This window comes from Cupriavidus sp. 05T313, assembly GCF_056396665.1.
The window spans coordinates 1-12,725 of the sequence record NZ_JBFTLX010000235.1 but is presented as its reverse complement, the minus strand read 5'-3'; the positions used below and the strand labels follow the sequence as shown (position 1 = coordinate 12,725).

The window sequence follows — 12,725 nt, the reverse complement described above, 5'->3', positions numbered from 1 at the left end:
CGCCGCGGAGCGGCTGGCGCGCCTGCGCCCGCGCGTGCCGCAGCGCTGGCAGGAGCGTTTCGACGCATTCTGGTCGGCGCGCAATCCGCGTGAACAGGCCATCCTGGCTGGCGGCAGCGCCGTGCTGGCACTGGTGATCGGCTATACCGTCCTGTGGGAGCCCGCCGCCGAAGGGCGCGCCAAGCTGCAGCGCAGCCTGCCGCAGTTGCGCAGCGACCTCGCCGAGATGGAAACGCTGGCGCAGGAAGCGCGCGGCCTGGCGGCCAGCCCGGCGCCGTCGCTGCGCGGCGAGGCGCTGAACCAGGCGCTGCAGGAGAGCCTCGCCCAGCATGGCCTCAAGGCCACCCGCCTGGCCGGCACCGGCGACAACAGCGTGCAGGTCCAGCTCGACAAGGTGCCCTTCGGCTCGGTCGCGAGCTGGTTGCAGGATGTGCGTCAGCAGCAGCGCCTCAAGGTGATCGATACCCGTATCGTTTACGTTGGCCCCACTGCCGTGGTTAATGTCACCGCAACCCTGCAAGGCCCCACCGGCAACCCGGGCGGGCGCGGCTGATGGCGCGCCTGGAAGCCCTCAGGCTGCCCCGCCGCCGCGTCCGCAGCCCTCGCGGCTGGCGGCGCGTGGGCTGGCTGGCGCTCGGCTGCGTGACCGTGGCACTGACCGTGCTGGCGGCATTCCCCGCAGCATGGATCGCCGACAGCATCGCCAGCCGCAGCCAGCGCCGCGTGCTGCTGGCCGATGCCGATGGCTCGATCTGGAAAGGCAGCGCCACCCTGGCGCTGTCGGCGGGCGCCGGCAGCGAGACCGCCACCGTGCTGCCCGGCCGCCTGCAATGGTCGGTGGCGTTCTTGCCGTTGCTGACCGGCACCCTGCGCGTGGTGGTGACCCACTCGGAGGCCATGAGCGGCCCGGTGGGCGTGGCGGTCACGCCATTCGGCTGGACCGCGCAAGCCGGCGCCATCCGCCTGCCCGCATCGCTGCTCGAAGGCGTCGGCGCGCCGTTCAACACGCTGCGCCCGGACGGACTGATGCGCATCGACTGGTCCACGCTGCAAGGCCGCTTCTTTGGCCAGCCCGGCAAGCCGGGCGGCGCTGCCGGCTTGACAGGCCACGTGACCCTGCGGCTCGACCAAGTATCATCGGCTGTCAGCCGCCTGCGCCCCCTCGGCAGCTACCGCGCCGAGATCGACTGGGCCGGCGCCGACGGCAAGCTGCAACTGACTACCCTCGCCGGGCCGCTGCACCTGCAAGGCAACGGCACCCTGGGCCGCCACGCGCGTTTCGAGGGCACGGCCCGTGCCGACCCCGACGCCGGCGCGAAACCTTCGCGCCGCCGCCCGCAGCCCGGAACCGAATATGAAAACCCAAGCCCTTCGACCTTCGCTCAAGACCCGCTGCGCCCGCGCCACCGCGCTGCTATGCGGCCTCTCCCTGCTGGCACCCGCGCCGCTGTGGGCCCAGCAACCGAGCCAGCCCGCCGCCCAGCCCGGCCAGCCGCCGGACCTGACCCCGCGCAACCGCGACCAGGTCGTGCTCAACTTCGTCAACGCCGACCTGGAATCGGTGGTGAAGGCGGTGGGACAGGCCACCGGCAAGAACTTTGTCATCGACCCGCGCGTCAAGGGCTCCGTGAACCTGGTGACCGAGCAACCCGTGTCGCGCTCGCAGGCGCTCGAAACGCTGGGCTCGGTGCTGCGCATGCAGGGCTACGCGATGGTCGAGAGCAACGGTTTCACCAAGGTGGTGCCGGAAGCCGACGCCAAGCTGCAGGGCTCGCCGATCGTGATCGGAGGCGGTGGCAGGTCGCGCGGCGACCAGGTCGTGACCCAGGTGTTCCGCCTCAACTATGAGTCGGCCAACAACCTGGTGCCGGTGCTGCGGCCGATGATCGCGCCCAACAACACCATCACTGCCTACCCGGCCAACAACACGCTGGTCATTACCGACTATGCGGAAAACCTGCAGCGCCTGGCCCGCATCATTGCCGCCATCGACGCGCCCGCCTCTGGCGAGGTCGAGCTGGTGCCGCTCAGGAATGCCATTGCCAGCGATACCGCGCTGGTGCTGCAAAAGCTGCTTGACCCGGGCGCGGCCGGCGCCGCTGGCGGCGCCGCGGCCGCCGCGGATGCCAGCCTGCGCACTTCGGTGGTAGCGGAGCCGCGCAGCAATTCGCTCATGATCCGCGCCTCGAGCCGGGCACGCTTGCAGCAGGCGCGCCAGCTCATAGAGAAGCTCGACCAGCCTTACGCGCGTCCGGGCAATATCTGGGTGGTGCCGCTGAAAAACGCCGAAGCCACCAAGCTGGCGCTGACGCTGCGCGCCATCGTGGCAGCCGACGGTTCCTTCAACACCAACCAGTCCGGCACGCCTGGCGCGGCCGGCGCGGGCGCCACCGGCGGCACCGGGCTGCTCAACACCTCGGCGCCGACCAGCGGCCAGTACACCGGCGGCACCACAGGCACGTCGCGCAGCGGCTCCGGCCCCGGCTTCGGCTCCGGCAGTTCGGCATTCGCGAACTCGTTCGCCACCAACACGTTGCCGACCACCGGGGGCATCATCCAGGCCGACCCGGCCACCAACTCGCTCATCATCACGGCCAGYGAACCGGTCTACCGCAACCTGCGCACAGTGATCGAAGACCTGGACGCCCGGCGCGCGCAGGTCTATATCGAATCGATGATCGTGGAGGTGTCGTCCACCCAGACCGGCCAGCTCGGCATCCAGTGGCAAGGCCTGATCAACTCGCGCGGCAGCAATACCAACGTCTTTGCCGGCACCAACTTCGGCACCGGCGGCCAGAACATCATCAACCTGACCGGCGCCGCCGCCGCCATCAACGCAGGCGGCGCAGCGGCCATTCCTGCGGTCTCGGGCCTGATCCCGGACCTGGCCGGCCTGAACCTCGGCCTCGTCAACAAGGCGATGGGCCTGGGCGCCCTGCTGCACGCGCTTGGCGCCGACGGCAGTGTCAACCTGCTGTCCACCCCAAACCTGATCACGCTGGAGAACGAGGAAGCCAAGATCCTGATCGGCCAGAACATCCCGATCACCACCGGTTCCTACGCGCAGACCGGCGGCGCCGCGTCGGTCACGCCGTTCCAGACCTTCGACCGCAAGGACGTCGGCATCACGCTGCGGGTCAAGCCGCAGATCACCGACGGCGGGCTGGTAAAGATGCAGATCTACCAGGAGTCGTCGTCCGTGGTGCAAGGCACCGCCGCCCTCACCCAGGGCCCGACCACCAATGTGCGTTCGATCGAAACCAATGTGCTGGTCGACGACGGCCAGATCATCGTGCTGGGCGGCCTGATCGAAGACACTTACGGAGACGGCGTGCAGAAGGTGCCGGGCCTGGGCGACCTGCCGCTGATCGGCGGGCTGTTCCGCTACGAGAACAAGAACCGCGGCAAGACCAACCTGCTGGTGTTCCTGCGGCCGTACGTGATGCGCACCGCCGGCGCCACCGACCGCCTGACGCAGGACCGCTACGACTACATGCGCACCCTGCAGCAAGGCTTTGTGTCGCCCAACATCATGGTGCGCGACGGCAATACGCCGGTGCTGCCGCCGGCGGATGCGCCGATGTCGCCCTTCGTCGACCCGCGCTCGCGCGGGCCGGTGCCGGGTCCGCTGCCGCTGGAACAGACGCTGCCGCAATCGCAGCAGCAACCGCAACCCCGCACGCAGAACCCGTCGGGCAATGGCACGCCGCCGCCGGGCGTCAACCTTGGCAACGCGACGGTGGATTCCACCCGCGCGGTGAACTGAGACAAGCCATGGCAACAAGCATCGCCCCCGCCGCAGCGTCCGACGACGTGCTGGAGCCACCGTCGACCATCGCCGCGCGGCTGGTCTCGTACGGCTTCGCGCGCGAGGCGCGCCTGCTGATCGCGCGCCAGCGCGCCGATGGCCTGGAGGTGTGGGTGAGCCGCGCCACTTCGCCCGCGGCGCTGGCCGAAGTGGCGCGCGTGCACGGGCCGTTGCGCCTGCGCGTGCTGGAACCCGAGGCGCTCGAACTTGCCATGTCCGAGGCGTACAACCGCCAGGACAGCGGCAGCGCCGCCCAGGTGGTTGGCGAGGTGGAAGGCGAGGTCGACCTGTCGCGGCTGATGCAGGACATTCCCGCGGTGGAAGACCTGCTTGAATCCGAGGACGACGCGCCCATCATCCGCATGATCAACGCGCTGCTCACCCAGGCCGCGCGCGAAGGCGCCTCCGATATCCATATCGAGCCCTTCGAGTCTTCCTCGGTGGTGCGCTTTCGCGTGGACGGCACGCTGCGCGACGTGGTGCGCCCGAAAAAGGCGCTGCACGGCGCGCTGATCTCGCGCATCAAGATCATGGCGCAGCTCGACATCGCGGAAAAACGCCTGCCGCAGGACGGCCGCATCACGCTGCGCGTGGGCGGACGCCCCGTGGACGTGCGCGTCTCCACCCTGCCCACCGGCCACGGCGAACGCGCGGTGTTGCGTCTGCTGGACAAGGAAGCAGGCCGCCTCGACCTGGCCAAGCTCGGCATGGCGCCGGACACGCTGGCCGGCTTCGATCACCTGATCCGCCAGCCGCACGGCATCGTGCTGGTGACGGGGCCGACCGGCTCGGGCAAGACCACCACGCTGTACGCCGCGCTGTCGCGGCTCGATTCGCGCACCACCAATATCATGACGGTGGAGGACCCGATCGAGTACGACCTGGACGGCATCGGCCAGACCCAGGTCAACCCGCGCATCGACATGACCTTCGGCAAGGCGCTGCGGGCTATCCTGCGCCAGGACCCGGACGTGGTGATGATCGGTGAAATCCGCGACCTGGAAACCGCGCAGATSGCSGTGCAGGCATCGCTGACCGGCCACCTGGTGCTGGCCACGCTGCACACCAACGATTCCGCCTCGGCGGTGACGCGCCTGGTCGACATGGGCATCGAGCCGTTCCTGCTTTCGTCGTCGCTGCTCGGCGTGCTGGCGCAGCGGCTGGTACGCCGGCTCTGCCAGCACTGCAAGCGCGAGGAAGTGGTCGAGGTCACGCCCGAGGCAGCGGAAGTGCTGCTTGCGCAAGGCAAACCGCTGCAACGCATCTGGCACGCGGTGGGCTGCGACAAATGCGGCCACTCCGGCTATCAGGGCCGCATGGGCGTGTACGAGCTGCTGAGCGTCGACGACGAGATCCGCACCATGATTCACCGCCAGGCGGCCGAATCGGAAATCAAGAAAGTGGCTTTGGAGGGTGGCATGCACACCATGCGCCACGACGCGCAGCGCTGGATCGATTCCGGCGCCACCGCGCTGGAAGAAGTGCTGCGCGTGACGCGCGACTAAGGGACGGCCCGCATCCATGCCAGCCTATCGTTACGAGGCAGTCGACGCCGCCGGCAAGACCGACCGCGGGGTGATCGAAGCCGACAGCCCCAAGCAGGCCCGCGTCCACTTGCGCGCACGCGGCCTGACGCCGCTCAACGTCGATCCGCTGGCGGGCGTCGGCGGCGTGCAGAAGAGCAGCACCGCCGCCTTCGTGCGGCGGCTGTCCACGCAGGAACAGGCGCTGTTCACGCGCCAGCTCGCCAGCCTGATCGTGGCCGGGCTGCCGCTGGACGAAGCGCTGGCGGCGCTGGCCGACCAGGCCGAGCGCAGCTACGTGCACGAACTGCTGGCCGGCATCCGCGCCGACGTGGTCGGCGGCAGTTCGCTCTCGGCGGCGCTGCTGCATCATCCGCGCGATTTTCCGGACATCTACCGCGCGCTGGTCTCCGCCGGCGAGCACTCGGGCCACCTCGGGCTGGTGCTGGAAAAGCTGGCCGACTATATCGAGACGCGCAACACGCTGACCTCCAAGATCCGGCTGGCCTTCACCTATCCCGCCATCGTTACCGTGGTGGCCTTCGCCATCGTGATCTTCCTGCTGTCCTACGTGGTGCCGCAGGTGGTGAGCGTATTCGCCAACACCAAGCAGAAGTTGCCGACACTGACCATCATCATGCTGGCGCTGTCGGATTTCGTGCGCAACTGGTGGTGGGCCGCGCTGGCGTTCATGGTGGCCGTAAGCCTGGGGATACGCAGTCTGCTGCGGCAGCCCGGTGTGCGCCTGGAGTGGCACCGCTGGCTGCTGACCGCGCCGCTGGTCGGCAAGCTGATCCGGGGCTACAACACCGCGCGCTTCGCCAGCACGCTGGCGATTCTCGTGTCGGCCGGCGTGCCCATCCTGCGCAGCTTGCAGGCAGCCGGCGAAACCCTGACCAACGAGGCACTCAAGGCCAACGTGGATGATGCCACCATGCGCGTGCGCGAAGGCGCCTCGCTGGCGCGCGCGCTGGCGGCGCAGAACCAGTTTCCCTCGGTGCTGGTGCATCTGATCCGCTCCGGCGAAGCCACCGGCAACCTGCCGATCATGCTGGAGCGCGCGGCGCAGGGCGAAGGCGCGGAGCTGGAGCGCCGCACGCTGTTCCTCACCAGCCTGCTGGAGCCGCTGCTGATCCTCAGCATGGGCGTGGTGGTGCTGCTGATCGTGCTGGCGGTGCTGATGCCGATTATCGAGATCAATCAGCTGGTGCGGTAGGGCCACGCTTTGCCGCGCAAGCGGGCGAAATGCAAAACGGCGCCTTCGGGCGCCGTTTTGCATTTCTTGTTTCTACTGAGGCTTGGGAGCCGAAGCCACCCGCAAAGGCGTACTTCGGCTTCACCGCCCATAGCCTATTCGGCAGCCTTGGCGGCCTTCTTCGGCACGCGCTTGGCAGGTGCCGCGGCGGCGGCCTTCTTGGCTGCCGGCGCCTTCTTGGCTGCCGGCGCTTTCTTCGCGGGCGCAGCTGCCTTCTTGGCGGGAGCCGCAGACTTCTTGGCTGCTACCTTTTTGGCAGGCGCGGCAGCCTTCTTGGCCCGGGCCGGCGCCTTGGCTTTTGCCTTGGTCTCTGGCACGCTCGCTTCGACGGCTTCAGCCGTTTCCACCTCTTCCACGGCTTCCACCGATTCGACGGCTTCGATCAGCTCGGCAGCTTCGATCGGTTCGAATGCCTCTGGCGCTTCGACAAACTCGACCACCTCGGCGACTTCGATTGCCTCCACGACCGGCGCTACCACCGTCGCGGACGGCGCCACGAAGATCGAGCGGTCGATTGGCCACGGGATCTCGCTCAGCGTGACCTCGGGCTTCGGCGGCCGGCGGCGGCGCGCACCGTTCGTATCGCCGGACTCGACTTCCGTCTGTTCATCTGCCTGCTGCTCATCGCCATCGAGGGCCAGCGCTTCACGCTCCAGGGCATCCATCGGATCGACCACGAAGGTGGCGACAGGCTGGCTCACGGGCGCGGGGGCAGCGAGTTCGGGCAGCGGTGCGGGCTGGACAGGCAGCGCCGGCTGCTGCGCGGGCGCCGGGCGCGATCCGTACTGTTGCTGGGAAGCCAGGCGATCATCGCCTTGAYGACCATCGCCGCGACGGTTGTCGTTACGGCGACCGCGCTTTTCGCGCCGCTCGCGATTCTCACCCTGGCGGTTCTCCTCCTGACGGTTCTCGCCCTGGCGGTTCTCGCCCTGGCGGTTCTCGCCCTGACGGTTCTCGCCCTGGCGGTTCTCGCCCTGGCGGTTCTCGCCCTGGCGGTTCTCGCCCTGGCGGTTCTCGCCCTGGCGGTTCTCGCCCTGGCGGTTCTCGCCCTGACGATTCTCGCCTTGACGGTTCTCGCCTTGGCGGTTCTCGCCTTGGCGACCCTCGCCCTGACGGTCTTCACCTTGACGAGCCTCGCCCTCACCCGGCTTCGAACGGCGCTTCAGCCGCACCCACAGCGTCTTGTTGTTGCCGCCGTTGCGAGTCTCGACTTCGAACAGGCCGGTGGCAGCCACCAACTCGGAGAGCTTGCCATAGCCATAGTTGCGCGAATCGAACTCGGGTGCCTGCTTGGCGATATGGTTGCCCATGCCGCCGAGCGTGGCCCAGCCCTCTTCGTCCGACACCGCTTGCGAGGCGCTTTGCAGCAGGCGCACCAGGCGCGAATCCTGGCGCAGCTCACCGCTGTTGCGCTTGCGCGCRGGCGCGGCGGCACCGTCGGATTCCGTATCGGTGTCGGCATCGCTGTCGCTGCGCAGCACGTCGGCAAAAATAAACTTGTCGCAGGCCGTGACGAATGGCTTGGGCGTCTTGCGTTCGCCGAAGCCGTACACGGTGAGCCCCTGCTCGCGGATACGCGAGGCCAGGCGAGTGAAATCGCTGTCGCTGGAAACGATGCAGAAGCCGTCGAAGCGGCCTGTGTACAGCAGGTCCATCGCGTCGATGATCATCGCGCTATCGGTGGCGTTCTTGCCTACCGTGTAGCGGAACTGCTGGATCGGCTGGATGGAGTGCGAGAGCAGGCGCTCCTTCCAGCCGGCCAGGTTGGGCTTGGTCCAGTCGCCGTAGATCCGCTTGACGGCGGCCACGCCATACTTGGCGACTTCGGCCAGCAGGCCTTCGACGATGGCGGGCGCCGCATTGTCGGCGTCGATCAGCACAGCCAGGGTCGCAGTGCCCTGGCGGGAGGAAATAGTCATGTTGGGTCCTGGAGGCCGGTCGGCCTCGGATGGGGCGGGTTGCACCACGGCGTGATCCCTTGAGATATGACGCCCGGCTCGCATCTGCCCGTTTGTTGCGTAAACCTGTTTGCAACGCAGTGTACACGCGAAGCGTGTCCATACGGGAAACCACGCCCCGCGCAGCCGCACTTTTTGCTGCATCGCAAGGTGCCGCGCCCTCCGGCGCGGTGCTACCATGCGCCAAAGAGACACGGCCGTTTTCCGCCTTCACAAGAGGCGGCGCACGGTCGCCCACAACTGAAGTGAGTCGGCGATCCCGACTGCATGCCCCATAGAGGAGCACCTATGAATGCCCCACTGACCCCTCCGGTCAGCGACGCCCTCCGCCGCGCGCTCGAAAACGTTTCCCTCGAAGATAAATACACGCTAGAACGCGGCCGCGTCTATATCAGCGGCACGCAGGCCCTGGTACGCCTGCCGATGTTGCAACGCGAGCGCGACCGCGCCGCCGGCCTGAACACCGCGGGCTTTATCTCCGGCTATCGCGGCTCGCCGCTGGGCGCGCTGGACCAATCGCTGTGGAAGGCCAAGCAGCACCTGGCCGCGCACGACATCGTGTTCCAGGCGGGATTGAACGAGGATCTGGCCGCCACTTCCGTATGGGGCTCGCAGCAGGTCAATATGTACCCGGACGCCAGGTTCGAAGGCGTATTCGGCATGTGGTACGGCAAAGGTCCGGGCGTGGACCGCACCAGCGACGTCTTCAAGCACGCAAACTCCGCCGGCTCCTCGAAGCACGGCGGCGTGCTGGTGCTGGCGGGCGACGACCACGCGGCCAAATCGTCCACGCTGGCGCACCAGTCCGAGCACATCTTCAAGGCTTGCGGCCTGCCGGTGCTCTACCCCTCGAACGTGCAGGAATACCTCGACTACGGCCTGCACGCCTGGGCCATGAGCCGCTACTCCGGCCTGTGGGTGTCGATGAAGTGCGTGACCGACGTGGTGGAATCGTCGGCCTCGGTGGAACTGGATCCGCACCGCGTGGAAATCGTGCTGCCGGAGGATTTCATCCTGCCGCCGGGCGGCCTCAATATCCGCTGGCCCGATCCGCCGCTGGAACAGGAGGCGCGCCTGCTGGACTACAAGTGGTACGCCGGCCTGGCCTATGTACGCGCCAACAAGATCGACCGTATCGAGATCGATTCGCCGCATGCCCGCTTCGGCATCATGACGGGCGGCAAGGCTTATCTCGACACGCGCCAGGCGCTGGCCAACCTGGGCCTGGACGACGAGACCTGCGCGCGCATCGGCATCCGCCTGTATAAGGTGGGCTGCGTGTGGCCGCTGGAAGCGCACGGCGCGCGCGCCTTTGCCGAAGGCCTGCAGGAAATCCTGGTGGTCGAGGAAAAGCGCCAGATCATGGAGTACGCGCTCAAGGAAGAGCTGTACAACTGGCGCGACGATGTGCGGCCCAAGGTTTACGGCAAGTTTGACGAAAAGGACAACGCAGGCGGCGAATGGTCGATCCCGCAGAGCAACTGGCTGCTGCCGGCGCACTATGAACTGTCGCCCGCCATCATCGCGCGCGCCATCGCCACCCGGCTCGAAAAGTTCGAACTGCCGTCGGACGTGCGCGCCCGCATTGCCGCGCGCATCGCGGTGATCGAGGCCAAGGAAAAAGCCATGGCCGTGCCGCGCGTGGCGGCCGAGCGCAAGCCCTGGTTCTGCTCGGGCTGCCCGCACAATACGTCGACCAACGTGCCCGAAGGCTCGCGCGCGCTGGCCGGCATCGGCTGCCATTACATGACGGTGTGGATGGACCGCAGCACCAGCACCTTCAGCCAGATGGGCGGCGAAGGCGTGGCATGGATCGGGCAGGCGCCCTTCGCCGGCGACAAGCATGTGTTCGCCAACCTGGGCGACGGCACCTACTTCCACTCCGGGCTGCTGGCGATCCGCGCGTCGATCGCTGCCAACGTCAACATCACCTACAAGATCCTCTACAACGACGCGGTGGCCATGACCGGCGGCCAGCCCGTCGACGGCAAGCTGTCGGTGCAGGACGTTGCCTTCCAGGTCGCGGCCGAAGGCGCGAAAAAGATCGTCRTCGTCACCGACGAGCCAGAGAAATACAGCGCGGCCATCAAGCTGCCGCAAGGCGTGGAAGTGCATCACCGCGACCAGCTCGACAGGATCCAGCGCGAACTGCGCGAGGTGCCCGGCGCCACCATCCTGATCTACGACCAGACCTGCGCCACCGAGAAGCGGCGCCGCCGCAAGCGCGGCACTTACCCCGATCCGGCAAAGCGCGCCTTCATCAACGACGCGGTCTGCGAAGGCTGTGGCGATTGCTCGGTGAAGTCCAACTGCCTGTCGGTGGAACCGCTGGAAACGGAGCTTGGCACCAAGCGCCAGATCAACCAGTCATCGTGCAACAAGGACTTCTCGTGCGTCAACGGCTTCTGCCCGAGCTTCGTCACGGCGGAAGGCGCGCAGGTGAAGAAGCCCGAGCGCCACGGCGTGTCGATGGACAACCTGCCCGCATTGCCGGAACCCGTGCTGCCTGGGCTTGACCATCCCTTTGGCGTGCTGGTCACGGGCGTAGGCGGCACCGGCGTCGTCACCATCGGCGGCCTGCTGGGCATGGCGGCGCACCTGGAGAACAAGGGCGTGACCGTGCTCGACATGGCGGGCCTGGCGCAGAAAGGCGGTGCGGTGCTGTCGCACGTGCAGATCGCGGCGCATCCCGACCAGCTCCACGCCACCCGCATCGCCATGGGCGAGGCGGACCTGGTGATCGGCTGCGACGCCATCGTCAGCGCCATCGATGACGTCATCTCCAAGACCCAGGTCGGGCGCACGCGTGCCGTCATCAACACCGCGCAGACGCCCACCGCCGAGTTCATCAAGAACCCCAAGTGGCAGTTCCCCGGCCTGTCGGCAGAACAGGATGTGCGCAACGCGGTCGGCGAAGCTTGTGACTTCATCAACGCCAGCGGCCTGGCCGTGGCGCTGATCGGCGACGCCATCTTTACCAACCCGCTGGTGCTGGGCTACGCCTGGCAGAAGGGATGGCTGCCGCTATCGCTGGACGCGCTGGTGCGCGCCATCGAACTCAACGGCACGGCGGTGGAAAAGAACAAGGCGGCATTCGACTGGGGCCGCCACATGGCGCACGACCCTGAGCATGTGCTGTCGCTCACCGGCAAACTGCGCAGCACCGCCGAAGGCGCCGAGGTAGTCAAGCTGCCCACCTCCTCCGGCGCCATGCTGGAAAAGCTGATTGCGTACCGCGCCGAACACCTGACTGCCTATCAGGATGCGGCATACGCGCAGACCTTCCGCGACGCGGTGAACCGTGTGCGCGCAACGGAAAGCGCGCTGGTCGGCAGCGGCAAGCCGTTGCCGGTGACCGAAGCGGCGGCGCGCAATCTTGCCAAGCTGATGGCCTACAAGGACGAGTACGAAGTCGCGCGGCTCTATACCGACCCGGTCTTCCTCGACAAGCTGCGCAACCAGTTCGAAGGCGAGCCCGGCCGCGACTACCAGCTCAATTTCTGGCTGGCGCCACCGCTGATGGCCAAGCGCGATGAGAAGGGGCATCTGGTAAAGCGCCGCTTCGGCCCGTCCACGATGAAGCTCTTCGGCGTGCTCGCCAGGCTGAAAGGCCTGCGCGGCGGCGTGTTCGATGTGTTCGGCAAGACCGCCGAGCGCCGCACCGAACGCGCGCTGATCGGCGAGTATCGTGCCTTGCTGGACGAGCTGACGAGCGGCCTGAGCGCGGCCAACCACGCAACCGCGATCACGCTGGCGAGCCTGCCGGACGACATTCGCGGCTTCGGGCATGTCAAGGACGACAACCTGGCGAAGGTGCGTACGCGCTGGACGGCGCTGCTGGAGCAGTTCCGGCATCCGGAGTCGGCGCAGCAGGTGGCTTGAGTTTCAGGTTGAACGGAGCGCTGCCGCGAGGGGGCGCTTCGGTTGTTGTCGGACCCCACATTTTTTGGAAATGTGGGGTCTTTTTGTTTCCGGCGTGGCTGCTGTCGGAGCCAATACGCGCTTCACACTGCAAGATGGCACTGCACATCTCGTTATGCGAAACTCAGTGTCCTTCGTCCCGCAGCGCCTGAATCGCATTGATCGACTCTTTCGTCCGCTGACGGCCAAACTTGGCCCTTACTGGTGAGCGATGCCCGTATCTTCTGGCATCGGCAGCCCGGTGAACTTCACCCTATGAG

General features: G+C 67.3%; 6 protein-coding genes and 1 pseudogene. 6 read left to right on the top strand and 1 reads right to left on the bottom strand.

Going from position 1 to position 12,725, the window contains the following annotated elements:
* Positions 1-13: 13 nt before the first annotated feature.
* The 5 genes and pseudogenes from AC1DKD_RS33235 to gspF all read left to right on the top strand — a co-directional run bounded on the left by AC1DKD_RS33235 (position 14) and on the right by gspF (position 6,547).
* Positions 14-553, top strand: coding sequence for a type II secretion system protein M (locus AC1DKD_RS33235; protein WP_441632988.1), 540 nt, complete (start codon positions 14-16; stop codon positions 551-553).
* Positions 553-1,320: pseudogene (gene gspN / locus AC1DKD_RS33230) on the top strand (type II secretion system protein N); the annotation flags it as partial. The gene AC1DKD_RS33235 and the pseudogene gspN, both read left to right, overlap by 1 nt.
* Before the next feature lie 34 nt (positions 1,321-1,354).
* Complete coding sequence (gspD, locus tag AC1DKD_RS33225; RefSeq protein WP_477111208.1) at positions 1,355-3,766, top strand: type II secretion system secretin GspD; 2,412 nt, start codon at positions 1,355-1,357, stop codon at positions 3,764-3,766.
* 8 nt (positions 3,767-3,774) lie between these two features.
* On the top strand, positions 3,775-5,313 hold the full coding sequence (gene gspE / locus AC1DKD_RS33220) for a type II secretion system ATPase GspE (RefSeq protein WP_477144207.1): 1,539 nt from the start codon (positions 3,775-3,777) through the stop codon (positions 5,311-5,313).
* A gap of 16 nt (positions 5,314-5,329) precedes the next feature.
* Positions 5,330-6,547 carry a type II secretion system inner membrane protein GspF gene (gene gspF, locus AC1DKD_RS33215; RefSeq protein WP_441632984.1) on the top strand — a complete coding sequence of 406 codons (1,218 nt, stop codon included), beginning with the start codon at positions 5,330-5,332 and terminating at the stop codon, positions 6,545-6,547.
* Between the two features lie 134 nt (positions 6,548-6,681).
* On the opposite strand, the gene AC1DKD_RS33210 is transcribed toward gspF, so the two are convergent.
* Positions 6,682-8,505: an NYN domain-containing protein gene (locus AC1DKD_RS33210; RefSeq protein WP_477144206.1), complete on the bottom strand. Its 1,824-nt coding sequence runs from the start codon at positions 8,503-8,505 to the stop codon at positions 6,682-6,684.
* Between the two features lie 327 nt (positions 8,506-8,832).
* Here AC1DKD_RS33210 and AC1DKD_RS33205 point away from each other — a divergent pair, with 327 nt between their 5' ends.
* Complete coding sequence (locus AC1DKD_RS33205; protein WP_477144205.1) at positions 8,833-12,426, top strand: indolepyruvate ferredoxin oxidoreductase family protein; 3,594 nt, start codon at positions 8,833-8,835, stop codon at positions 12,424-12,426.
* The last annotated feature ends 299 nt before the right edge of the window (positions 12,427-12,725 follow it).